The organism is Parviterribacter multiflagellatus, from assembly GCF_056863265.1.
Window position 1 is genome coordinate 250,202 of sequence record NZ_JBXPIZ010000010.1, and the last position, 23,821, is coordinate 274,022.

A 23,821-nucleotide genomic window follows, 5' to 3' on the forward strand; every position below is an offset into this window, starting at 1 on the left:
GCCCGTTGGAATCGACGCCAGGCGGCGTCTCTTGAGCTACGCCAGGACGTCGACGTGGCCGTCGGCGTCGACGACCGTGTCGACCTCGGGCTTGCGCTCGCGCGGCTCGGGGTGCTCGTGGGGCTCGCGCTCGTCGCGCGGCTCCTCGTGCTCGTGCTCGTCCGCGACCTTGCGGCGGCGATGCACCGGCTCGACCTCGCGCAGCCCGTCGCGCGCGGTCGAGGGGAAGTGGATCGGCTGGATCGTCATGCGGCCGCGTCCTCCTCGTTCTCCTTGGCCACCTTCTCCTCCGCGGCCCGGATCGCGGCGAGCGCCTCCTCGTGGGCCTCGCGGATGCGGTCGGCCTCGGCCTGCGCCTCGGCGACGACGAGCCGCTGCCACAGCGCGACCGCGCCGAACCACGCGACGAGGTAGCAGACGATGCCCGCGATCAGCGCGCGCAGCCCGACCTCGAACGGCTCGACGCCGGCCTGGTAGGAGAAGAAGCCGACGAGGACGAACCCGACCAGGCCGGCGTAGGCCTTCGCGCGCAGGATCGAGCGCTGCGCGCGCGGGTGGGCCGACACGGAGATCATCGGCGCCGCTTCGGTCTCGGCGCCCTTCTTGCCCTGCTTCTTGTCGGCCTTCTTGGCCACTAGACCTCGCGTCTCCGCTCGGCGGCGCGCGCCAGGCGCTGGCGCTCGAAGATCCACCGCACCAGCGCCTCGCGCTGGCCGGTCGACATGCCCTCGAACTTCAGGCCCACGTGCCCCTCGGGCGTGCGGCGCGCGATGACCGCCTCGGTCTCGAGGATGCGGTCGGGGAGCCGGACCTGGAGCGAGACCGGCGTGCCGATCGGCTCGGTGCCCGCGCCCGCGACGAGGATGCCGCCGCCGCTGACGTCGAGCGTGAAGGTGTGCAGCGTCGACTGGCCCTCCTCGCCCTGGGCGACGATGAGGCCGGGCAGGCGCGTCTCGATCCGGACGTGCTCGCGGCGCTGGTCGACGACGGGCGACTCCGCGAAGCCGATCTCGATCCGCTCCCCCTCGTCGCACGAGGTGATCACGCCCGCGGCGCGCCAGACGCCGCGCGGCGTGGCGACGAACGCGTCGGCGGCGAGGCCGACGATGCGGTGGCGCTCGATGGGCAGCTTGGCGAGCGGGATCAGCAGCAGCCGGTCCTCCAGCACGGCATCGACCTGGGCGTTGAACGTGCCGGCCTTCTCCAGCTCGAGGGTGACGGGCTGGCCGGGTGCGACGTGGGAGTGCTGGGTCATGGAACGAGGCGCTGTGCGAGCGCGGCAGGGTCGGCGAGGACGATCTCACCCGTGAGGTCGGGTCCGCTGACGAGGTACGAGAGGGGTGCGCCCTGCTCGATGGCCACATCGACGATGGGGCCGAGGTGGTCCGTCTCGTCGGTGTGCGTGACCAGCACGGCGGCGGGTGAGAGCGGGGCGAAGGCGGCGAGCGCGGCGGCGGCGACGGGCCGCGAGACGGTCGCGGGCAGCACGAGGTGGACCTCGGTGACGCCGGCGGCGGCCAGCTCGCTGGCGATCGCGGCGATCGCGTCCTTGTCGCGGGCGGAGACGGCCGGCGTGTCGACGATCGCGACGGCCTCGCCCGCGCGGGCGCCGAGGTGCGTCTTGGCCTGCCCGCCGTCGTCGACGGGCCGGACGGTCACGTTGTGCGGGTCGAGCAGCTCGGTCAGCTCGGCGCCGACGTCGCGCGGCCGCAGGCTCATCGCGACGACCGCGAGGTCCGAGCCCGCCGCGTACGCGGCGGCCAGCCCGGCGGCGGCGCGGGTCTTGCCCGAGCCCGCGGGCCCGACGAGCGCGATCGTGCGGCCGGCGGTGCCGAAGCCCGCCTGGACCGGGATGTGGCGCGCGAGCGTCTGGCGCACGAGCTTCTTCAGGCCGCCGCGCGTGGTGGTCGCGAACGGCGCGGCGTGGTGGTGGGCCTCGGCGACGATCGCGTTGGCGACCGCAGGCGAGAGGCCGGCGTCGACGAGCTTGGCCTCGAGCTGCGGGCCGGCCGTGGGCAGCTCGCGCGGGGCGGCGGCGGGCTTGGGCGGCGCGGTGGCTGCGGGCTCGGGCGTGGGCTCAGGCTCCGGCGTCGGCTCGGGCGCCGTGCGCGGCGCGCGCGTGATGCGCGGCGGCTCGGCGGCCTCGGGCACGTCCAGCGGCGCGGGCTCCTCCACGGGCTCGGTCGGCTCGGTGCCGGCGGTGCGGTACGCGTTCGTGGCGAACGACCCGCCGGGCGACGGCTTGCGCGGCGGAGCGAGCTCGTCGCCCCACGCGTCCCAGTCCTGCTCCTCCTCCGCCTCGGCCTCCACCGGCTCCGGCCGGGCAGGCTGGGGCTCTCCGGCGGTCGGCGCGGGATCGCGCACCGGCGGGAGGTCGGCCTCGGCGTCGCGCAGGAGGTCGGCGAACGGCTCGCTCTGGCGCGCGATGCGCTGCATCGCGGGGGCGGAGAGGCCCTCCTCGCGCTGCTCCTCGCGGTCGGCGGGCGTGAAGGACGGACCGGCCGAGGGGGTGGGGGGGTCGACGCCGCGGGTGGCGGCGCGGAGGTCGTCCTCCTCGTCGGCGCCGGCGAGGATGTTGAGCGAGCCGCCGTTGGGTTGCCCGGGCATCTCGGCGGACTCGCCCGGCCTGGCCGGGCGCGCGTCGACCTCGACCATCTCGCGCTGGAAGAAGCCCCCGACGCCCCCGACGAGCCCCGTGCGCTGGCGCTCGATGACGGCGTCCGGCCCCAGCTCCTCGCGGATCTTGGGCAGCACCTCCTCCAGCGAGCGTCCACGGTAGGTCACGGTCTCGGGCACGTCGGATCCTCCTTCGGTCACGCCGCCAGCGCCTCCACCGGGTCACCGCCGACGATGCCGACGGTCTCGACGCGCAGCCCCGGAGGCGCCTCCTGGTACGCGAAGACGGGCAGCTGCGGGATGGCCTGCTCGACGAGCCGGCGCAGGTGGCGGCGCACGCGGCTCGAGCACAGCAGCACGGGGCGGAGCCCGGCCGCGTGGTCGAACTGGACCTGCAGCGTGGAGACGAGGGCGTGGGCCCGGGTCGGGTCGAGCGCGAGCACCTCGCCGTCCGGCGTCTGGGCGATCGCGTCCGCGATCTCCCGCTCGACGGTCGGATCCAGCGCGATGGCGCGGAGCGTGCCCTCGACGTCCACGTACGGGGCGACGATGCGGCGCGACAGCGCCTGGCGGGCGTACTCGGCCAGCACGGAGGGGTCGCGGGTCAGGCGTGCCTTGTCGCCCACCGCTTCCACGATGGGGCCCAGATCGCGGATCGAGACACCCTCGCGCAGCAGGTTCTGCAGCACGCGCTGGATCTCGCCGACGGAGAGCACGTCCGGAACGACCTCGTCCACCACGGCTGCATTGTGCTCCTTCAGCTGGTCGAGCAGCTGCCGGGTCTCCTGGCGGGTCAGCAGATCGGCGGTGTGCTGGCGGATCGTCTCGGTCAGATGGGTCACGATGACGGACTCGGTGTCCACCACGGTGTACCCGAGGGCCTCCGCGTCGGCACGACCCTGCTCGGGGACCCACACGGCCGGGAGGCCGAAGGCGGGCTCGACGGTCGGCAGGCCCTGCAGCTCGCCGAAGGCGTCGCCCGGGTCCATCGCCAGCTGGTGGCCCGGCATGATGCGCGAGCGGGCGACCTCGGTGCCGCGGACACGCACGACGTACTCGTGCGACTCGAGCGAGAACTCGTCGTGGATGCGCACCGGCGGGACGACGACGCCCAGGTCGGAGGCGATCTGGCGGCGCACCGCGGAGACGCGGGTGAGGAGCGAGCCGCCGGCGGACGCGTCGACCAGCGGCACGAGGCCGAAGCCGATCGCCAGCTCGAGCGGGTCGACCGTGAGCGCCTCGATGGCGGCGTCGCGCGGCGCGGGGAGCTGGCCCTGCGGCGCGTCGGCGGCGGCGAGCGCCTGCTCGGCCTCCTTGGCCTCCTCCGCCTTGGCCTTCTTGCTCAGGTTCCAGCCGATCGCGATGAAGATCGCGCCGACCACGAGGAACGGCAGCTTCGGCAGGCCCGGGACGAGCGCGAAGAGGCAGACGACCACGCCGGCCACCATCGGGGCCTTGCGGTTCTTGCCGATCTGGTCGGCGATGTCGTTGCCGAGGTCCTTCTCGGACGCCGAGCGGGTGACGATGATGCCGGTCGCGACGGAGACGAGCAGCGCGGGGATCTGCGCCGCGAGGCCGTCGCCGACGGTCAGCAGCGAGAAGGTGTGCGCCGCGTCGCCCATCGACATGCCCTGCTGGACGACGCCGACGATGATGCCGCCGAGGAGGTTGATGATCGTGATGATCACGGCCGCCATCGCGTCGCCCTTGACGAACTTCGAGGCACCGTCCATCGCGCCGTAGAACTCGGCCTCGCGGGCGACCTCGTCGCGGCGCTTGCGCGCCTCCTCGTCGGAGATCTGGCCGGCGTTCAGGTCGGCGTCGATCGCCATCTGCTTGCCGGGCATCGCGTCGAGGGTGAAGCGCGCGGCGACCTCGGCCACGCGGCCGGCGCCGTTCGTCACCACGACGAACTGGATGACCACGAGGATCGTGAAGATGATGAGGCCGACCACGACGTTGCCGCCGACGACGAAGTCGCCGAACGCGTGGACCATGTGGCCCGCGTCGCCGTGGAGGAGGATCAGGCGGGTGACCGAGACGTTGATCGCCAGCCGGAACATGGTGGTGATCAGCAGGAGGCTCGGGAAGACCGAGAAGTCCAGCGCGCGCGGCAGGTAGAGGGTCGCCGTGAGGATGGCGAGGCCCATCGCGATGTTCAGCGCGATGAAGACGTCCAGCAGCGCCGGGGGCAGCGGGACGATGAGCATCATCACGATCAGCACGACGCCGGCGGCGGCGAGCAGATCGGTGTGCTTCGTGATCTTGGAGAGGGCGTTCATCTCGGGGGGACGAGTGGGGCTGGGCTAGGCGGCGGCCGGGGCGCGCCGGGCGGTGCGGTAGACGTAGGCCAGCAGCGAGGCGACGGCCTGGAAGAAGTCCTCGGGGATCATCTGACCCACCTCGACCGAGGCGTGGAGGGAGCGGGCGAGCGGCGGGTCCGGGACGATCGGGACGCCGTTGGCGGCGGCGATCTCGCGGATCTTGAAGGCGATGATGTCCTTGCCCTTCGCCACGACGACGGGGGCGGACTTGTCGGGGGAGTACTTGAGGGCCACGGAGTAGTGCGTCGGGTTGGTCACGATCACATCCGCCTCGGGGACGTCGGCCATCATCCGTGCTCTGGCCGCCCCCATCTGCTTGCGCTTGATCGCACCCTTGAGTTCGGCCGACTGCTCCATGTTCTTGAATTCCTGCTTGACCTCTTCCTTGGTCATCTTCAGGTTCTTCTCGGTCTCGTACTTCTGGTAGCCGTAGTCGGCGGCCGCGATGACGAGGTAAGCGGCGGCTGCCCAGAGCGCGAGCGTGAGGATCTTCTTCACGAGGACGCTCATCAGCTCGACGGGCGGCATGCCCACGAGCGCGGCGACCTCGGTGATGCTGGGGAGCAGGATCATCGCGACGACCGCGCCCACGACGGCGACCTTGAGGATGTTCTTCGGGAGCTCGAACAGCGCCCGCTTACCGAACAGGTTCTTGGCGCCCGAGACCGGGTTCAGCTTCTTCGGATCGGGCTTGATGATCTGCCCGGACGGCTTCCACTTGACCTGCGCGACGGACGCGATCACGCCGGCGAACAGGCCCGCGGCCGCGATCGGCGCGACGGAGAGGCCGACGGCCTTGCCCAGCTCGCCGAAGAGGGTCCCGATGCCGTGGTCGGAGACCATGCTCGGGTCGGCGATGTGGACGAACATCTCCTTCATCGCGGTCGCCAGGCGGTTGTAGGTGGCCGAGCCCGTCGCGATGAGCGCCCCGATGCCGGCCAGCAGCACGACGGAGCCGTTGATGTCCATCGACTTGGCGACGGTGCCCTTCTTGCGCGCGTCCTCGCGCTTCTTGGGTGTCGCCTTCTCGGTCTTCTCCCCGGCCTCGGCGGACATCAGCTCACCCCCAGCGAGCTGAGCGCGACGCGCACGGAGCGCTCGAGCTCGTCGCCGACGTACCCCGCGACGAACGGGAGCGAGGCGATGATGAGGAAGAACGCGACGAGGACCTTCGCCGGCATGCCGACGGAGAAGACGTTGAGCTGCGGCACGACGCGGGTGATGAGGCCGAAGCCGAGGTCGGTGAGGACCAGCGCCAGGAGGACCGGCGCGATGATCTGGATCGCCGCGGTGAAGATGCCGACGAACGAGCCCCACACGCCGGTGAGCAGGCGGTCGAGGTCGGGGAACTCCAGCAGCGGGACGAGCTGGTACGTCTCGCCGAGGCCGCGGATGACCATGTCGGCGCCGCCGATCGTGACGAAGATCGCCACGCCGATCAGGCCGTAGAACTGGCCGAGCACCGTGCCCTGGTTGCCGGAGATCGGGTCGATCGAGGCGCCGAAGGCGAAGCCGACGATCGTGTCGAGGAAGCCGCCGGCGGCCTGCAGCGCGTAGAAGAGGACGCCGATCACGAACGCGAACGCCATGCCGACGATGAGCTCCTTGATGACGAGCTCGAAGATGCCGAGCGCGTCGAGCGGCGGCTGCCCGCTGCCGAGCGCCATCGGCGAGAGCCCGATCGCGATCGCGACGGCGACGATGCCGCGGATGCGGAAGGGCAGCATCTTCGACGAGAAGAGCGGGGCGAAGATGAACAGCGGGGCCACCCGCGCGATCACGAGCATGAACGCGACGAGCTGGCTGGCCCCGACGCCCTGGATGAGCGCGTTCAGGTCCACGGCGGGCTAGTTGCTCGGGCCGGCGATCTCGGGGATCTGGCCGTAGAGGTCGTGCGCGTACACGACCATCTGGTCGAGCATCCACGGGCCGGCGATGATGATCACGGCGATCGTCGCGAGGATCTTCGGGATGAACGTGAGCGTCTGCTCCTGGATCTGCGTGACGGCCTGGAAGACCGAGATCAGGAGGCCGACGATCAGGCCCACGGCGAGGATCGGCAGGCCGACCTTCAGCGCGAGGGTCATGGCGTCGGTGCCGAGGCTGACAACGGTGTCGCTGCTCATCAGAAGGACTCCACGAGGGACTTGGTGACGAGGCTCCAGCCGTCGACGAGGACGAACAGGAGGATCTTGAAGGGCAGCGAGATGAAGACCGGTGGGAGCATCATCATGCCCATGGACATCAGGACGGAGCTGATCACCAGATCGATGATCAGGAAGGGCAGGAAGATCAGGAACCCGATCTGGAACGCGGTCTTGAGCTCGCTGATGATGAAGGCGGGGATCAGGACGTGGGTGGGGACGTCGGCGCGCGTCTCGGGCGTCTTGTCCTCCATGTCGCTCATCCCGATGAAGAGCTTCAGGTCGTCGTTGCGCGTCTGCTTGAACATGAAGTCGCGCAGCGGGGCCTCGGCCTCCTTGAGCGCCTGAGCCTGCGTGATCTCGCCCTTCTGGAGGGGCTCGTACGCGTTCTCCTTGATCGTGTTGAACGTCGGCGCCATGACGAAGAGCGTCAGGAAGAGGGCGATGCCGACGAGGACCTGGTTCGGCGGCGCGGTCGGGGTGCCGAGCGCCGTCCGGATGAAGCCCAGGACGATCAGGATGCGGGTGAAGCTGGTGACGCAGAACAGCAGCGCCGGGATGAGGGTGACCCCGCCGACCAGCAGCAGGATCTGCAGGGCGTTCCCGCCGTCGATCTCGGCCGCGCTCATCGCCGCACCGTCCGCTGGCGGATGGCCTCGACGAGGTTGCCCGTCATGAGCTGAGGAATCGATCCCCGCCCACCCATCTTCGGCTCGGAGGTGTGGCCCTCGATGATCTCGCCGTCGTCGCCGGCGGCGATGAGGCCCGTCGCTGCGGCCTCCTCGAGGCCGTAGCGGCGCAGCGGCGTGACGCCCTTCTCGGCCGAGCCGACGAGCAGCAGCTCGTCGCCGACGCGCAGGAGGTGGACGGAGCGGCCGGGGCCGAGCGGCAGGCTCGAGACCTGCGTCATGCCGTGGCCGGTCGCCTCCTCCTCCTTGGAGGACTTGATCTGCTTGAGGACCCAGGAGAGCCCGTAGATCACGCCGAGGACGACCGCGAGCCCGACGACCATGCGGGCGATGCCGCCGCCACCGCCGGTCTCGGCGGCCTTCTCGGCGGGGGAGCCCGACGGGGTGTCGTCGAGGTTCAGCGGCGTGTTCTCGCCCGTGCCGGAAGCCGCCAGGGCGGCCGGCGCGGCGAGCAGCCACGTGGTGAGGCACGCCGCGGAGGCGCGCAGGATGACGGAGGGGGACGTCTGCATCGGGGGACTGGCTCCGTCCGGGGTTCTTCCGGAGCCTCCCCCTTGGTCGGACGTCCCCGCCGCAGCTTTAGGCCGCGTGCTCCTCGCCGCCGCCGAGGCGCGCCATGCCCGCGCCCACGTCGGTGATCCGGAGCCCGAACTCCTCGTCGATCACCACGACCTCGCCGCGGGCGATCGGCGTCCCGTTGACCAGGAGGTCGACGGGCTCGCCGGCCAGCTTGTTCAGCGAGACGATGGCGCCCGGGCCGAGGCCCAGGGTCTCACCGATCGTCATCCGGGTGCGCCCGATCTCGACGGTCAGCTCCACCGGCACGTCGTGCAGGCGGGCGAGGTCGTTCGCGTCGCCCTCGGCCGGCGCCGGGATCATGGCGTCGGACGGGGCGAGCTCCGTGCCAGGGGCGGCCTCGAGGGCCTCGAGCTGGACGTCTTCGTGCATGGGGGATGACTCGCTGGAGTGGTGTGGGTCGTGGTGTGGCGTCAGTGGCCGCTTACTGGACGGCCACGTCCGTGAAGAGCACGTGCTCGGCCTTCACGTCGGAGTGCTTCTTGATCTTCTTGAGCAGCTTCTTGGCGAGCTTCTCGCGCGACTCGGCCTCGATCAGCTTGTCGCCGTCGATGCCGGTGAGCGTGTCCGTCACGAGCGTGCGGATCACCGACTCCTGCGGCATGGTGCCCCAGCCCTCGGGGGCGGTGGAGCCGCCGCCGTGGCCACCGGCCTCCGCGACGAGCACCTCGTCGTGGGAGACCTCCAGAGCGACCGTCAGCTTCGCGTACCGCTGGTCCGCGAGGTTGATCAGGAACTCCTTCGGGATCACGTACAGCTGTCCGTGGATCTTGGGCTCGACCTTCTCGGCCGGCTTGGCCAGGACGGTCTTGTAGCCGACGCCGAGCACGACGAGCGCGACGAGCGGCAGGATGAACTTCATCTTTCCCTGCATTACTTGGTCCCTCCCTGGGTCCCGTTCTGGCCTCCTTGGCCGGTGTACTTGCGCAGCACGACGATCTCCACGCGGCGGTTGCGCTTGCGCCCCGCCTCTGTCTTGTTCGAGGCGATGGGGTGCTCGGACGCGTAGCCCGTGGCCCCGAGCCGCCCGGCCCAGACGCCACGCCGGATCAGGTTCCGGGTGACCTCCGTGGCCCGCGCGGTGGACAGCTCCCAGTTGCTGGGGTAGCGGCCGCTGACGGGGACGTTGTCGGTGTTGCCTTCAACTTGGATCGGATTCGTGACCTGGGTCTTGAGCAGTCTCGAAACCTGGTCCAGGAGCTGGTCGGCCCCCGGCTTGATCGTGGCGCTGCCGGAGGCGAAGAGGACGTCGTCGGTCAGCACGCGGATGATGAGCCCGCGGCGCGCGATCTGGGTCTCGACCTGCTTGCTCAGACCGTGGGTCTGGGTCCACTGGTCGATCTCCTTCTTGAGCTTCTCGAGCTCCTCCGACTCCTCGGACGCCTTGGTGGCCTCGCTCTTGGTCGTCGTCGTCGGCGTGATCGCCTTCATCGACTGGATCGGGTCCTCGGCCGTCGGCTTCTCGTTGGAGTCCGACGACGAGCCGGTGTTCATCACCGCGGAGCCGCCCGGGAGGATCTTCCCGGAGAAGGCCTCCTTGAGCGACTGCGAGAGCGCCTCGAACTTCGAGGTGTTGATGCTCGCCATGGACCAGAGGACGAGGAACATGGCCATGAGCAGCGTGATCATGTCCGCGTAGGACACGAGCCAGCGCTCGTCGTGGCCGCCGTGCTCCTCGTGGCCGCCGCGGCGGCCCTTCTTGCCGTGACCCGCCATCGGACTAGGCCGCCTGCGCCAGCTCGGGCTCGCCCGCGCCGCCGGACTTCTTGTCGGCCTCGCGCTCGTTCGGAGGCACGAAGGTCATGAGGCGGTCCGCGATGATGCGCGGGTTCTCGCCCGCCTGCACCGCGAGGACGCCCTCGACGATCATGGTCTTCAGCGCCTGCTCCTGCGTGGAGAGGGCCTTCAGCTTCGCGCCGATCGGCAGGTAGACGGCGTTCGCCGAGCCGACGCCGTACAGCGTCGCGATGAACGCGGCCGCGATCATCGGGCCGAGCGTCTCGGGGTTGTCGAGGCTCTTCAGGATGAGCACGAGGTGCATCGTCGTGCCGAGGATGCCGATGGTCGGCGCGTAGCCGCCGGCCTGCACGAAGGGCTCGGCGCCCTCCTTGTGCCGGGCGGACATGCCGTCGATCTCGGCCTCGAGGATCTCGCGGACGATCTCGGGGTCGGTGCCGTCGACGACGAGCTGCATGCCCTTGCGGACGAAGTCGTCCTCGATCTGGCCGACCTCGGCGTCGAGCGCGAGCAGGCCCTCGCGGCGGGCCTTCTCGGCGAAGGCCACGATGCGATCGACCTCGGCGCGGTAGTCGGGCGGAGCGGTCCCGAGGGCCTTCTTGTAGAGGTTCGGGATGTTCTTGAACTGCTCCATCGACGTCGCCGCGAGCGTGATGCCCGCGGTGCCGCCGATCACGACGAGGAACGCGGAGAGGTTGAAGAGGTGGAGCGGACTGCCGCCGCCCATGATGTCGCCGACCGCCAGGCACGCGAACGCGATGCCCAGGCCGACTGCCGCTGAGGCCTTCATGAGGAGTTCCGGGAGGTGGGGGAGAGTGCGATCGGGAAGGTGCTGCGCCGCCAGGAACGGACCTCGGCGACGACCTCCTCAGGCGTCTCCATGACGACCAGGTTGGCCCCCGTCGCGAGATGCACGACGGTGTCCGGGTTGGCCTCGACGGTGACGATGAGGTCGGCGTTCAGGTGGAACGGCGTGCGGTCACGCCCCAGGCGGTGCAGCAGGATCATCGGTCGTTACCGCTAGCGCTTGAGGTTCACCAGCTCCTCGAGCACGGAGTCGCTCGTGGAGATGACGCGGGAGTTGGCCTGGAAGCCGCGCTGGGCGGAGATGAGCTCGGTGAACTCGTTGGCGAGGTCGACGTTCGACATCTCGGTGACGCCGGACTGGACGGTGCCGACGCCGTTGACGCCGGGGACGCCGACGATCTCGCCGCCGGAGGCCGCGGAGACCTGCCAGAGGTTGGTCGACGCGCGCTCGAGGCCGGCCTCGTTGGAGAACCGGGCCAGCGTCACGTAGCCGGCGGTCTTGATCGTGTTGTCGGTCGAGTCGAGGTAGCGGACCGCGCCGTCGGAGCCGACGGTCACGTTCGTGCCGGTCGCCGGGATCTTCAGGTAGACGTCGGCGGAGGTCGGGTCCGCCGTCTCCTTGCCCAGCAGGTAGGCGCCGCCCTTGGTGACGAGGAAGCCCTGCGAGTTCTGGTTGAAGTTGCCGGCGCGGGTGAACGCCTCGGCCTGAGCGGGCGCGCCGGTCGCGAGGGTCGGGTCGTCCGGGCCGTCGGTGGTCACGCGGAACCAGCCGTCGTCCTTGACCGCGAGGTCGAGGTTGTTGCCGGTCGACTGGAAGGCGCCGTTGCCCATGACCGAGTCGATCGAGCCGAACTGGACGCCGAGGCCGATCTGGGCCGGGTTCTGACCGCCGGTGGCGGCGCCCGGCTCGGTGCCGGCGCCCTGCAGCTGGGCCATCTGGTCGGTGAACGTCGTGCGGCTGCTCTTGTAGCCGATGGTGTTGACGTTCGCGATGTCGTTCGCCGTGACGTCCAGCATCGCCTGGTGCATCTTCAGGCCGCTGATGGCGGAGTACATGCCTCGAAGCATTGGGGGCTCCTTCTTTCCGGGGGAGGGTGGGGTAAGGGGGTTCCGAAGGCGCTGCGATCGCTAGGCGATGACGGCGCTGTCGATGTTCGTGAAGACGTGGTCGCGCATGTGCGCGTGGTCGACCGCCGTGATGACGGTCTTGTTGCGGACGGACACCACGAAGGCGGTGCCGTCCACCAGCACGACGGACTCGCGGGCCCCCTTGCTGGTGGCGCGGTCGACGCCCTCCTGCAGCCGCTGGAGCGTCTGCGGGGAGAGGTCGATGCCACGGCGCTCGACGCGCTGCAGCGCGTGGCCCGAGAACTGCAGGCCAGTCGTGCGGCGCGCGAGCACCTCGCCGAACCCCGGCCCGCTCGCGGGAGCGGTCCGGGTCCGGTCGGCCGGCGCCGCAGGGGCGGTCGGCTGAGCGGCGCTCGGCGTCAGAAGGGGGTCGACGAAGGTCACGGCTGGGGCGTCTCGGAGGTCGCGGGCGGGTCGGTCGCGGGCGGCGTCTCACCGGTAGTCGGCGTCTCGCCCGTGCCGTTGAGGACCGATCCGACCTTGTCCGGCGCCACGTCGTCCTCGCCGACCTTCAGCGTCACCTTGGAGCCGTTGAGGACGACCTTGTCGACCGTCCCGACCTTCACCTCACCGCTCCCGTCGGTGTACGAGATGGTCTTGCCGAGCATCCCGAACGCCTGCGTCTGGGACATGGCGACGGACATGTTCGTCATCTGCTCCAGCGACGTCATCTGCGCCATCTGGGCCATGAACTGCGTGTCGTCCGTCGGGTTCATCGGGTCCTGGTTCTGGAGCTTCCCGATCATCAACATCAGGAAGTCGTCCTTGCCGAGGGTGCCCTTGGGCTCCCGCTTCGGCCCGGTGATGGTGGTCAGGTCCTTGAGGTCCTGGATGGGGGAGATGGCCATTACGCGATCACGTCGAGGAGGGCGCCGGTCCCCGGGAGGGGCAGGCGCTGGCGGACAGGGACGACGACCTGCTCGGCGTCGTCGGCGCCGGCGGAGCCACCACCGCGCCGGCCGGAGCCGAAGCGCTGGGAGGCGTCGCCGAACGCCCCGCCGGCCAGGCCGGCGAAGGTGTGCTGCGGCTGCTGGTCGCCGCGCGCGCCGATGTCGAGGCCGAGGAGGCCGACGCCGGCGTTGTCGAGCACCTGCTTGAGCGCCTCGGCGTTCTCCTGCAGGTGGGCCGCGGCCTCGGGCGAGTCCGCGATCACGCGAGCGGTCAGGCCGCTCGCGGTGTGACGCAGGTGCAGCTCGATGGCGCCCAGCTCGGCCGGGTGCACGTGGAGCTTGGCCCGCGTGATGCCGTTCTTGGCGGCGATCTGCAGGGCGTTCTGCACGGCCTCGGCCGCGCTGGCCAGCGGCACCGCGCCGCTGCGCATCGCCCCGGCCGCGGAGGCCGGCCCGGCGGCCGTGACCGGCGCGCCGAACGCGATGTTCTGCGACGTGGGCTGCGTGGCAGCCGGGGTCGGCTGGGACACCGGGGCGGGCTCGGCCGTCTCGGCCACCTGCTCCGCGGCCTGTGCGGACGGCTGCGCCGCCTGCACCGGGGCCTGGGCCGGCGCCTCGACCGGCGCGGACGCCGCCTGCGGCTGGGCCTGCGGCGCCTCGGCGCCGGCGGGCCGGCCGGACGGCTGACCCTGGCCCTGCTGCTGGCCGGTGTTCGTGCCGGTGCCGGCGCCCTGCTGCGCGGTCTGCGCGGTGCCGGCCTGCGGCTGCTCGGCCGTCGCGTCGGGCTGCTGCTGCGTGGCGGTCGTGTCCGCCGGAGCGGCCTGCGCCTGCTGCTGCGCCTGGTCGGTGGGCAGCCCCTGCGGCTGCGTGGCCGGCGCCTGCGCGGCTTGCGGCTGCGCGGGGACGGCGGCCTGCGCGGCCGGATCGGCCGGCAGCTGCGTGGGCTGCTGCGCCTGCGCGGTCCCGACGGCGGGCGTGGCGGGCGCCTGCGCGGCGGCCGGAGCGGCCGTCGGCATCTGCGCCTGCTGCGCGCCGAGGAGCGTGGCCGCGGCCGGCTGGGCCGGCGTGGCCGTGGCCTCGGTCGCCGGACCGGCCGGCGACTGGAGCGCGGGATCGACCGCGGGCGCGCTCGGCGCCTGCGGCTGCTCGCCCTGGGGCTGCGACGGTGTGGGCTGGCCCTGCTGCTGCGGGGCCGGCTCGACCGGCTGCTGCGCGACCGGCTGGTCGAGCGGCGGCACGGGGACGTCGGCCGGCGCCTGATCGGCGCGCGACGTGACGTCCTGGTCGCGATCCGCCGCGCTCGTCGGGCGCGGCGTGTCGGTCTTGGGGCCTTCCGCGGTGGCGGTCCGGGCCTGGGTGCTCTCGAGCAACATCGCGAACGCGTCGTTGCCCGGGGGCGCCGCGCCCCTGGCGCTGCCGCGGGAGCTGGGCTCCGGCGGCGCGGGGGGCGCTGTGGTGGCAGAGGTACGCATCGACATGGGTACGGCCGGGTCATCGGGCGCACCGCCCGGTCCTTGACTCGGAGGTCCTCTTCCTCTGGACGTTCGTCCGAGCGATGTCCGACTTCCGCCTCGACCTGGCGTCCGGGCACGCGCGAACGGCGCAGGTTTCGCGGCGGTCTGCCGATCACGAGTGCGATGTCCCCCACGGTCGTCCGTCCCTTCGTGCTGCTCGTCGCCCTGCTGGCGATGCTCGCGGCGCCCACCGCCGTCCAGGCCGCCACCCCGGCGCCGACGGCCCTGCCGCAGCTCTCCGGCACCACCCGCGCCGGCCAGACGCTCACCACCACCGACGGCACCTGGAGCGGCGGCGGCACGATGAACTACACGCGGCGCTGGCTGCGCTGCGACGCCGACGGCAACACCTGCGTCACGATCCCCGGCGCGACGGCGAAGACGTACGTGCTGCAGAACGCCGACGTCGCCGGCACCGTCCGCGCGCAGATCACCGCGACGAACATCGACGGCACCGGTCCGCCGACCACCTCCGCGCCGAGCGACGTCATCGCGCCGCGCGCGATCCCGCTCAACGACCCGGCCGACCCGATGGCCGTCACCGGCACGCCGCGCGACCTGCAGACGCTGACGATCGACCCCGGCACGTGGACCGGGACGCCGACCATCGCCTACACGTACCGCTGGTACCGCTGCGTCAGCGGCACCTGCACGGTCATCTCCGGCCGCACGGCCGCGACCTACGCCGTGCAGAGCGCCGACGTCGGCGCGACGATCCGCGGCGAGCTTACCGCGACGAACCCGGACGGCGTCACGGTCGTCACCTCCGACACCGCGACGATCACCGCCGCGGCGCCCGTGAACACCGTCGCGCCGCCGCTCTCGGGCACCGCGCGCGAGGGGCAGACGCTCACCAGCAACGCCAACGGCACGTGGGCGGGCACGCCGACCATCTCTTACACGCGCGCGTGGGAGCGCTGCGACAACACCGGCTCGTCGTGCGTGACGATCGCCGGCGAGACCGGCACGACGTACCGCATCTCCCCGGTCGACGTGGGCACGACCATCCGCGCGCGGGTGACCGCCACCAACAGCGCGGGCTCGACCGTCGCGACGTCGGTCACGTCCGCCGTCGTCACCCCGCTCGCCCCGCCGTCGAACACCGCGCCGCCGCAGATCACCGGCCAGGCGATCGACGGCCAGACGCTCACGCTCACCAACGGCACGTGGAGCGGCGTGGCGACGATCTCCTACGCCCAGCAGTGGCGGCGCTGCGACCCGTCGCTCGTCTGCACGCCGATCAGCGGCGCGAACAAGAGCACCTACACGCTGACGTCCGCGGACGTCGGCTTCACGATCGAGGCCACCGTCACCGCGACGAACGCCGACGGCACGGACACCGCGACCGCGGCGCGCACGCTCGTGGTCGCACCGGTCGCGCCGTCGCTCACCACCGCGCCCATCGTGTCCGGCAACGCGAAGGAGGGCCAGCTGCTCTCCTCCACCACGGGTGTGTGGAAGGGCACGCCGGACCTCACGTACACGTACCAGTGGCAGAGCTGCGTCAGCGGCACCTGCACCGACATCGGCGGTGCCAACGCCTCGACGTACCGCCTGACGGTGGCCGAGGTCGGCACGAACGTCCGCGTCGTCATCACCGCGACCAACGCGGCCGGGTCGACGCCCGCGAGCTCGGCCACCACCGCCTCCGTGACCGCCGCGCCCCCGACGAACGTCGACCTGCCGTCGGTGTCGGGCCCGCTCATGCGCGACGGCCAGCTCGTCAGCGGCAACCGCGGCACGTGGGCCGGCACCGCGACCATCGTCTACAACCAGCAGTGGCTGAGCTGCACCTCGGCGGGCGCGTCCTGCACGCCGATCAGCGGCGAGGTCGGGACGACCTACCAGCTGCGCTCGAGCGACGTCGGCCGGACCGTGCGCCTGCGCGTCTACGCCGCGAACGGTCAGGGGACGGTGACGGCTGACTCCAACCCGACGCCGATCATCGCGTCCGCCCCGCCGTCCGCCGGTTCCGGGACGCCGACCGTCACCGGCCAGGCGATCGACGGCTCGACCCTCACCGCGGGCGGCACGTGGAACGGCACGCCGCCGATCGCTCTGACCTACCAGTGGGAGCGCTGCGACGCGCTCTCGAGCCTCTGCACGCCGATCGCCGGCGCGATCTCGTCGCTCTACCAGCTCACCTCCGACGACATCGGCTCCCTCGTGCGCGTCACCGTCGGCGCGTCCAACGCGGGCGGCGGCGACCAGGCGACGAGCTCGCCCGTCGGGCCGATCGTCCACCAGGCGCCCGCCGCGACCGGCGTCCCGGCGCTGACGGGCACCGCCAAGGAGGCCGCGGAGCTCACCGTCGCCACGAACACGTTCTCAGGCTCGCCGACGATGACGTACGACGCGACGTGGGACCGCTGCGACTCCGCGGGTCTGAACTGCGCGCCGATCGCCGGCGCGACCGGGCTGAAGTACACGCTCGCCGCCGCCGACCGCGGCTCCACCGTCCGCGCGACCGTCACCGCGACGAACGCGTCCGGCAGCGCGTCGGCGACCTCGCACGTCAGCGACGTCGTCGCCGCGTCCGCGCCGACCAACACCGTCCGCCCGGCGATCACGCCCGGCACCGGCCTGCGCGACGGCATCCAGGTCACCGTCAGCAACGGCGGCTGGATCGGCTCCGGCCCGATGACCTACGCGTACCGGTGGGAGCGGTGCGACACGTCCGGTTCGTCGTGCGCGACCATCCCGGGCGCGGTCGGCAAGGACTACCGCCTGTCCGGCTCCGAGGTCGGCTTCGCGGTCCGCGCGACCGTCACGGCGACGAACATGGCGGGCGCGACCGCGCAGACCTCGCTCGTCACGGGCGTCGTCGGGACGAACCCGCCGGTCAACACCGTGCCCCCGTCGATCACCGGCACCGCGAAGGACGGCCACGAGCTGCGCGCGAACGCGGGCGACTGGGACGGTGTGGTTCCCTTCACCACGACCTACCAGTGGCAGCGCTGCGACGCCGCGGGCGACGACTGCGGCCCGATCGCGGGCGCGACCGCGGTGACGTACACCGCCCGGCCCGCCGACGTCGGCCTGACCCTGCGCGTCCAGGTCCTGCAGTCGAGCGCGGGCGGCGCGACCGCTGCGGTGTCCGGCGCGACGGCGGTCGTCCTGGCGGCGGCGCCGGTCAACCTCGTCAAGCCGGCCGTCCAGGGCAAGCCGGGCGTCGGCCGCACGGTCACCGCGCACGTCGGCTCGTGGGTCGGCACGCCGGACCTCGTGTACGCGTACCAGTGGGTGCGCTGCGACGTCGACGGCTCGAACTGCGCCGACATCGGCGGGGCGACGACGGCCTCCTACCTGCTGACCAACGCGGAGAACGACCGCGCGGTGAAGGTCCGCGTGACCGCGACGAACGCCGAGGCGACCGTCACGGCCGAGTCCGACACCACCGCGCAGATCTCCGACGACCCGCCGGTGCTCGTCACCGCGCCCGAGATCACCGCCGCCGGCCTCGTCGCCGACGGGCAGACGCTCGACGTCACCGACGGCGCGTGGAACGGCGCGCAGCCGATGGCCTACGCGTACCAGTGGAAGCGCTGCGACTCGGCAGGCACCGCGTGCGTGCCGATCACCGGCGCGACCGCGAGCTCGTACCAGCTGACCGCCGCCGACGTGGGCCGCCGCATCGTGGCGCAGGTCCGCGCGGAGAACGCCGTCGACGCCGGCGTCGCCGACACCGACCCGTCGCCGGTCGTGCTCCCCGAGCCGCCGAGCAACCAGACCAAGCCGCTCGTGAGCACCACGACGGGCGTCAAGGACGGCTCCAAGCTGACCGGGACGAACGGCACCTGGGACGGCGCGATCCCGATGACCTACGCCTACGCGTGGCTGCGCTGCGACGCGGACGGCAACGACTGCCAGGAGATCCCGGGCGAGACCGCCTCGAGCTACACGCTCGGCTCCTCCGACGTCGACCGGCGCATCCGCCTGCGCGTGACCGCGAAGAACGGCGCGGCCGAGGTCCCGGCCGAGTCCGACGCCACCGTGGTCGTCGCGCCCGCGCTGCCGGTCGCGACCGTCCGGCCCGAGGTCGTCGTCATGGACACCAAGCCGGGCGTCGGCGTGCGGCTGAAGGCGCTCAACGGCACCTGGAGCGGCACCGCGCCCATGAACCAGACGGTCCGGTGGCAGCGCTGCCCGGCCTCGTCGCTCGCCGCGTGCGAGGACATCGCCGGCGAGACCGGCCCCGAGTATGTCCTCACCGACGCCGACGTGGGCAAGCGCGTGCGCATCCTCGTCACCGCCACGAACGCCGCGGGCGCCGTGACGTCCGACTCGCTGCCGACCGCCGCGGTCCCGGCCGTCGCGCCGGAGAACACGGCGACGCCCACCGTGGCGCTGTCGTCCGGCACGGAGATCAAGCAGGGCTCGCAGCTCACCGCCGCGGTGGGCACGTGGGCGGGCTCCGCGCCGATCGTCCACAGCCTGCAGTGGGAGCGCTGCGACGATCAGGGCGCGTCGAAGTGCGCGGCCATCACCGGCGCGACCGGCACGACCTACACGCTCGCCACGGTCGACGTCGGCAAGCACGTGCGGGTGGTCGTCACCGCGACCAACGACGGCGGCAAGGTGAGCAAGCCGAGCGCCGCGACGGCGCAGGTCGCCGCGCAGGCGCCGGTCAACACCGCCGCGCCGACGGCGACGATGAAGGCGACCGTCAAGAAGGGCACGAACGTCGTCGCGACCACGGGCAAGTGGACGGGCACCGAGAAGATCACGTACACGCAGCGCTGGCAGCGCTGCGACGCCGCCGGCGGCGCGTGCGTGGACATCCCGGGCGCCGACAAGACGTCGTACGTGCTCACCGAGGACGACCTCGCCACCGAGGTGACGCTGAAGGGCGCGCTCCGCGTCGTCGTGACCGCGGAGAACGCGGCCGGCACCGCCGAGGCGGCATCGGCGATCGCGGTCTGGACGCCCGGCACCGCGACGACCACGAAGCCCGGCACGTCGACCTCGACCGGGACGAAGACCTCGACCGGCACGAAGACGTCGACCAGCGGGACGAAGACCTCGACGAGCGGCACGTCCACGAAGAAGACGACCACGTCGACGAAGAAGACCACGACCTCCGCGGCCGCGAAGAAGAAGGCGGCCGAGGCGGCCGCCAAGAAGAAGGCGGCGGCGAAGCGGGCGGCGGCCAAGAGGAAGAAGGCCAAGTCGATCGCGACGCTGAAGTCGGTGCGGCTGACCGCGGACGGCAAGCTCGTCCTGAAGCTCGCGTGCGCGAAGACGTCGAAGGACGCCTGCGGCGTGCGCGGCTCCTACGCGGGCGGCAAGGTCCGCGGCGGCCTCTCGATCGCGAAGATCGCCAAGGGCAAGACGGTCACGAAGTCGATCAAGCTCAAGGCGGCGCAGCTCAAGGCCCTGAAGGGCAAGAAGCGCCTGACGATCAAGCTCCGCCTCGCCGCCCCCGCGACCCCCACGCGCGCGAAGAAGGTCACGAAGAAGGTCAAGGTCCCGGCGGCCGTCCGCAAGGGCGAGGTCACCAAGACCACCGACCCGACCACGAACACGCCGGCGACGACCACCACGCCCGCGGCCAAGACCGCCGGCTGACCCGCGCGGCGGCGCGACGGCTTCGTCACGCGCGCCGGCCGCGCCGGCGCGCGTGGCACGTTCGTCCCGCTATCCGACGCCTACGTCACCCGCACCGCCAGCAGCGGCGCGCGTGGCACGTTGATCCCGGCCGCGCCTGCCGCGCGGAGGCGGATCACTGCCAGCGGTGCACGCAGCCGCTGGCGGTGCGGGGCATCGTGTGGTGCTTGCGGAGGGCGCGGGCGTCCCAGCAGGAGCTGTCGTCCCGGATGCGGACGCGGTAGGGGACGGCCGCGCTGCCGTCCGTCGGGTCGCAGCGCCAGACGCGCGGGCGTGCAGCACCCAGCGGGCGAGGACGGCGTACGTCGGTACCCCGACGGCGACGGCGAGCACGAGGACCATGAGCACCGGTACGGCCCGCATGCGCACGCAGCCTCGCACGCGCGGCGGGCCCTGCGCGTCAGTGGGCTGACAGCAGTCGTGAAGATCGGTTGTGCATTCCGGGTGTCCGGGCACGAGAGAGCGCGAACGTGCCAACCGACTCCCGGAGGTCATCCATGCACGTCCGCACGCGCGCGCTCGCCGCGCTGTCCGTGTCCGCCGCCGCGCTCGTCTCGGCCCTCGCGCTTCCGACCGGCGCGTCGGCCGCGACCGGGTCGTACACGATCGAGAACTGGCGCCAGTTCAACGCCACGCACGGGCGCCTCTGGCAGGACGCTCCGTACGTCTCCCCGCCTGCGGGCATCCCCGCCGACGCGAAGGTCACGACCGTCACCGCGCACCAGGGCTACCAGACCCCGCCGCCCTCGGGCATGGACTACGAGGGCAGGCTGTGCGACTACAACCAGTGGACGTGCGTGCCGTTCGGCAGCGCACGCACCGCCACGTGGACCGCGACGTCGAGCGCGTACGCGGGGAAGCCTGCGGCAACCTGGCGCTTCTTCATCGGCAACCGCGTCAACGACTGGCGCACCGGCTCGATCCTCACCCAGCTGCCGGCCCCGGAGTACCCGGCGACGAACCGCTGGGTCACCGTCAACTACGAGTACACCCCGGCGGAGCCGGAGCCCGACCCGCAGGGCTAGACGATGCCGTACTGCGACGGCGACGAGGAGACCGGTGCGGTCGCCGTCGCCGTCGCGACCGGCGAGGTGAGCGCCGGGTTGGCCGCGAGGGCCGAGGTGGCGAGAGCGGCCGCGGAGGCCGTCGGGGAGCCGGCGGTGGTGAGGCCAGTGGCCGCGGCAGTGGTGACGCCTGCGGTGGTCGCGGGGCCGGTGACGCCGGTCATCGCGCCGACGCCCTGGGCGCGGTACGCCTCGGCGTAGGCCATGACCTTCTTGACGTAGTTCTGGGTCTCCGCGTAGGGCGGGACGCCGCCGTGCTTCTGCACGGCGCCCGGGCCGGCGTTGTACGCGGCCAGCGCCTTCTCGACGTCGCCGCCGAAGGTCTTGAGCTGCTGCGCGAGGTACTTCGCGCCGCCGTCGATCGCCTGCGCGGGGTCGCGCGGGTTCGTGACGCCCAGGCCGGCGGCGGTGCCCGGCATCAGCTGGGTCAGGCCGGTGGCGCCCGCGGGCGACTGGGCGTTCGGGTTGAAGCCCGACTCCTGCTTGATGAGCGCGCTCAGGAGCGCCGGGTCGACACCGTGCTTCGCGGCCGCGGCGGCGATCTCGGACGCGTAGGGCGTCGCGCCGCTCCCGACGTCCACCGACGGCAGCGCCCCGGCGGCGGAGGTCTGGCCCGCGGCCGCCGCGGTGGCGACCGGCGAGGCGCCGCTCTTCATCGCGAGCGCCTTCGTGAACTCCGTCGAGCCGGTGGACGCGGTCTGCACCGGCGCGGCCTGCGCCGCGGGCCCGAGCAGGGCCTCCATCTTCGACTGGATCTCGGCGATGCGGGCGCCGATCGCATCCACGCTCACGACGCGGCCCTCCGGCGGTGCGCGTTCAGGGCGAGCTCGTCGAGCAGCGAGGCCTCGGCACGCTCCAGCTCGGCGCGGTGCTTGCGCTCGGCCTTCTCGCGCAGCTTGTCCATCACCTGGCGCTCCTGCGCGGCCTGCTGCAGCGCCAGCCGGCGCGCGGCGACCTCCGCCTCCTGACGGGACAGGTCCAGCTCGACGGCCTTCTCGGTGCGCTCGGTGCGCTCGAGGAACGACTGGTGGGCCATCATCTCGGCGATCGAGACGCCGCCGCCCTCGGCGGCCGACCGCTGCGCGCGGCGCGCGGACACCAGCGAGCGCGACGCCTCGTCGCGGCGCTCGACCCAGCGCTCGCGCTCGGCCATCGCCGTCGCGAGCTGCTCCTTGGCCTCGTCCTCGGCGGCCATCCGCATCTCGCGGACGCGCTCCAGCCGGAACTCGAATCGCTTGGACGCCATCGCTCAGCCCTAGCTGTTCAGGTCCAGGCCGAGGGCAGGGATCGCGCTCTGGCGTGCGGGCGAGTCGCCCTCGAGCACCGGCACGGCGGCCTCGCCCGGGATCGTCCCGCCGGCGAACGCGGCGTCGGGCTCCACGGGGACGGCGGCGGGCTCGGGCTCGGGCATGCCGGCGAGCTGGCGCAGGAACGCGTCGGCCTCGTCGGTCGACGAACCGTTCTCGGCGCGCTGCTTGAGGAAGCTCTGGATGCCCTCGCGCGCGGCGATCGCGCGGTCGACCATCGGGTCGGTGCCCGGCTGGTAGGCGCCGATCGCGATGAGGTCCTCCTTGTCGCGGTACGCGCTCATCAGCTCGCGCACCGTCTGGCCCGCCTGCTGGAGGTCGGGCGTGAGGATCTCGCCGGTCAGACGCGACACGCTCTGGAGGACGTCGATCGCCGGGTAGTGCGCCTTGTGCGCGAGCTCGCGCGTCAGCACGATGTGGCCGTCGAGGATGCCTCGCACGGCGTCGGCGACCGGCTCGTCCATGTCGCCACCGTCGACGAGGACGGTGTAGAGCGCGGTGATCGAGCCCTTCGGCGACGTGCCGGAGCGCTCGAGCAGCTCGGGGAGCTTGGCGAAGACGGAGGGCGTGTAGCCGCGCGTGGCCGGCGGCTCGCCGACGGCCAGGCCGACCTCGCGCTGCGCCATGGCGAAGCGGGTGACCGAGTCCATCATCAGCATCACGTCGGCGCCGGCGTCGCGGAAGTGCTCCGCCACGGCCGTCGCCGTCTGGGCCGCCTTGAGGCGCACCAGCGCGGGCTGGTCGGACGTCGCGCAGATGACGACGGAGTGGGCGAGGGCGTCGCCGAGGTCGCGCTCGAGGAACTCGACGACCTCTCGGCCACGCTCGCCGACCAGGGCGATGACGTTGACCTGGGCGCTCGTGTTGCGCGCGATCATGCCGAGCAGCGACGACTTGCCGACGCCGGAGCCGGCGAAGATGCCGAGGCGCTGGCCGCGGCCGCACGGGATCAGGGCGTCCAGGGCGCGCACGCCGAGGCGGATGCGGTCCTCGATGCGGGGACGGGTGAGCGGATCGGGCGGCGAGGCGGTGACGGGGCGCGCGACGGTCTCCTCGACCGGGCCCTTGCCGTCCATCGGCCGGCCCAGGCCGTCGAGCACGCGGCCCAGCAGCTGGTCGCCGACGTCGACGCGCAGCTCGGTGCCGCTCGCGGTGACGGCGCAGCCGGGGGCGATCCCCTCCAGCGCGCCGAGCGGCATGAGCAGCGTCGCGCCGTCGCGGAAGCCCACGACCTCCGACGGGACCGGCTTCTTGCGGCCGCGCGGGTCGATCTCGATGTGGCAGAGCTCGCCGACCTGCGCCTGCAGGCCGGTCGCCTCGACGACGAGGCCGATGAGGTTCCGGACGCGCCCGTGGCGCTCCTGGAGGTCCGCCTGCTCGAGGGCAGAGGAGAGACGGTCCAGCGTCAGCATCTAGCC

The 23,821-nt window shown here is 72.3% G+C and carries 23 protein-coding genes and 1 pseudogene; 2 read left to right on the plus strand and 22 right to left on the minus strand.

Annotation, left to right across the window (positions count from 1 at the left end; all coding sequences use genetic code 11):
• Positions 1–36 precede the first annotated feature (36 nt).
• The 19 genes from AC1UE5_RS21805 to AC1UE5_RS21895 form a co-directional block, all read right to left on the minus strand.
• Entirely contained in the window at positions 37–249 is a 213-nt protein-coding gene (locus tag AC1UE5_RS21805) for a hypothetical protein (protein ID WP_482927523.1), read from the minus strand.
• Positions 246–635, minus strand: coding sequence for a hypothetical protein (locus AC1UE5_RS21810; protein ID WP_482927525.1), 390 nt, complete (start codon positions 633–635; stop codon positions 246–248). The genes AC1UE5_RS21805 and AC1UE5_RS21810 overlap by 4 nt, the downstream gene beginning before the upstream one ends.
• Entirely contained in the window at positions 635–1,255 is a 621-nt protein-coding gene (locus AC1UE5_RS21815; RefSeq protein WP_482927527.1) for a flagellar brake protein, read from the minus strand. Before AC1UE5_RS21815 ends, AC1UE5_RS21810 begins: the two co-directional genes overlap by 1 nt.
• A complete protein-coding gene (locus AC1UE5_RS21820) occupies positions 1,252–2,796 on the minus strand; it encodes a hypothetical protein (RefSeq protein WP_482927529.1) in 1,545 nt (514 codons plus the stop codon). The genes AC1UE5_RS21815 and AC1UE5_RS21820 overlap by 4 nt, the downstream gene beginning before the upstream one ends.
• 17 nt (positions 2,797–2,813) lie before the next feature.
• Positions 2,814–4,898: a flagellar biosynthesis protein FlhA gene (gene flhA / locus AC1UE5_RS21825; RefSeq protein ID WP_482927531.1), complete on the minus strand. Its 2,085-nt coding sequence runs from the start codon at positions 4,896–4,898 to the stop codon at positions 2,814–2,816.
• A 24-nt stretch (positions 4,899–4,922) separates the two neighbouring features.
• Positions 4,923–5,996 (minus strand): flagellar biosynthesis protein FlhB, encoded by a 1,074-nt coding sequence (gene flhB, locus AC1UE5_RS21830; RefSeq protein WP_482927533.1) that lies wholly within the window; start codon positions 5,994–5,996, stop codon positions 4,923–4,925.
• The gene (locus AC1UE5_RS21835; RefSeq protein ID WP_482927535.1) at positions 5,996–6,781 is read right to left on the minus strand and encodes a flagellar biosynthetic protein FliR; all 786 of its coding nucleotides are present in this window, start codon (positions 6,779–6,781) and stop codon (positions 5,996–5,998) included. Before AC1UE5_RS21835 ends, flhB begins: the two co-directional genes overlap by 1 nt.
• A 6-nt stretch (positions 6,782–6,787) precedes the next feature.
• Positions 6,788–7,066 (minus strand): flagellar biosynthesis protein FliQ, encoded by a 279-nt coding sequence (gene fliQ, locus AC1UE5_RS21840; protein ID WP_482927537.1) that lies wholly within the window; start codon positions 7,064–7,066, stop codon positions 6,788–6,790.
• Positions 7,066–7,713: a flagellar type III secretion system pore protein FliP gene (gene fliP / locus AC1UE5_RS21845; RefSeq protein ID WP_482927539.1), complete on the minus strand. Its 648-nt coding sequence runs from the start codon at positions 7,711–7,713 to the stop codon at positions 7,066–7,068. The genes fliQ and fliP overlap by 1 nt, the downstream gene beginning before the upstream one ends.
• A complete protein-coding gene (gene fliO, locus AC1UE5_RS21850; RefSeq protein ID WP_482927541.1) occupies positions 7,710–8,285 on the minus strand; it encodes a flagellar biosynthetic protein FliO in 576 nt (191 codons plus the stop codon). The genes fliP and fliO overlap by 4 nt, the downstream gene beginning before the upstream one ends.
• Before the next feature lie 67 nt (positions 8,286–8,352).
• Positions 8,353–8,721 carry a flagellar motor switch protein FliN gene (gene fliN / locus AC1UE5_RS21855; protein ID WP_482927543.1) on the minus strand — a complete coding sequence of 123 codons (369 nt, stop codon included), beginning with the start codon at positions 8,719–8,721 and terminating at the stop codon, positions 8,353–8,355.
• Between the two features lie 52 nt (positions 8,722–8,773).
• The gene (locus AC1UE5_RS21860) at positions 8,774–9,223 is read right to left on the minus strand and encodes a flagellar basal body-associated FliL family protein (RefSeq protein WP_482927544.1); all 450 of its coding nucleotides are present in this window, start codon (positions 9,221–9,223) and stop codon (positions 8,774–8,776) included.
• Positions 9,223–10,065 carry an OmpA/MotB family protein gene (locus AC1UE5_RS21865; protein ID WP_482927546.1) on the minus strand — a complete coding sequence of 281 codons (843 nt, stop codon included), beginning with the start codon at positions 10,063–10,065 and terminating at the stop codon, positions 9,223–9,225. Before AC1UE5_RS21865 ends, AC1UE5_RS21860 begins: the two co-directional genes overlap by 1 nt.
• Positions 10,066–10,069: 4 nt before the next feature.
• The gene (locus AC1UE5_RS21870; RefSeq protein WP_482927548.1) at positions 10,070–10,876 is read right to left on the minus strand and encodes a flagellar motor protein; all 807 of its coding nucleotides are present in this window, start codon (positions 10,874–10,876) and stop codon (positions 10,070–10,072) included.
• Positions 10,873–11,094: a flagellar FlbD family protein gene (locus tag AC1UE5_RS21875; RefSeq protein ID WP_482927550.1), complete on the minus strand. Its 222-nt coding sequence runs from the start codon at positions 11,092–11,094 to the stop codon at positions 10,873–10,875. Before AC1UE5_RS21875 ends, AC1UE5_RS21870 begins: the two co-directional genes overlap by 4 nt.
• A gap of 12 nt (positions 11,095–11,106) precedes the next feature.
• Positions 11,107–11,949 (minus strand): flagellar hook-basal body complex protein, encoded by an 843-nt coding sequence (locus AC1UE5_RS21880; RefSeq protein ID WP_482927552.1) that lies wholly within the window; start codon positions 11,947–11,949, stop codon positions 11,107–11,109.
• Positions 11,950–12,021: 72 nt separating this feature from the next.
• Entirely contained in the window at positions 12,022–12,405 is a 384-nt protein-coding gene (locus AC1UE5_RS21885) for a TIGR02530 family flagellar biosynthesis protein (protein WP_482927554.1), read from the minus strand.
• Complete coding sequence (locus AC1UE5_RS21890) at positions 12,402–12,869, minus strand: flagellar hook capping FlgD N-terminal domain-containing protein (protein ID WP_482927556.1); 468 nt, start codon at positions 12,867–12,869, stop codon at positions 12,402–12,404. Before AC1UE5_RS21890 ends, AC1UE5_RS21885 begins: the two co-directional genes overlap by 4 nt.
• A complete protein-coding gene (locus tag AC1UE5_RS21895; protein WP_482927558.1) occupies positions 12,869–14,284 on the minus strand; it encodes a flagellar hook-length control protein FliK in 1,416 nt (471 codons plus the stop codon). Before AC1UE5_RS21895 ends, AC1UE5_RS21890 begins: the two co-directional genes overlap by 1 nt.
• A gap of 264 nt (positions 14,285–14,548) precedes the next feature.
• Between AC1UE5_RS21895 and AC1UE5_RS21900 the strand changes: the two genes are divergently transcribed.
• Together AC1UE5_RS21900 and AC1UE5_RS21905 are read left to right on the plus strand one after the other, a co-directional pair.
• Positions 14,549–19,993, plus strand: coding sequence for a hypothetical protein (locus AC1UE5_RS21900; RefSeq protein ID WP_482927560.1), 5,445 nt, complete (start codon positions 14,549–14,551; stop codon positions 19,991–19,993).
• 536 nt (positions 19,994–20,529) lie between these two features.
• Positions 20,530–21,057, plus strand: a complete 528-nt coding sequence (locus AC1UE5_RS21905) for a hypothetical protein (protein ID WP_482927562.1) — start codon at positions 20,530–20,532, stop codon at positions 21,055–21,057.
• A 239-nt stretch (positions 21,058–21,296) separates the two neighbouring features.
• Here AC1UE5_RS21905 and AC1UE5_RS21910 read toward each other — a convergent pair.
• From AC1UE5_RS21910 to AC1UE5_RS21920, 3 genes and pseudogenes are all read right to left on the minus strand, one after another.
• Positions 21,297–21,704: pseudogene (locus AC1UE5_RS21910) on the minus strand (lytic transglycosylase domain-containing protein); the annotation flags it as partial.
• Between the two features lie 179 nt (positions 21,705–21,883).
• Complete coding sequence (gene fliJ / locus AC1UE5_RS21915; RefSeq protein ID WP_482927564.1) at positions 21,884–22,342, minus strand: flagellar export protein FliJ; 459 nt, start codon at positions 22,340–22,342, stop codon at positions 21,884–21,886.
• A gap of 9 nt (positions 22,343–22,351) precedes the next feature.
• A complete protein-coding gene (locus AC1UE5_RS21920) occupies positions 22,352–23,815 on the minus strand; it encodes a FliI/YscN family ATPase (protein ID WP_482927566.1) in 1,464 nt (487 codons plus the stop codon).
• Positions 23,816–23,821 lie beyond the last annotated feature (6 nt).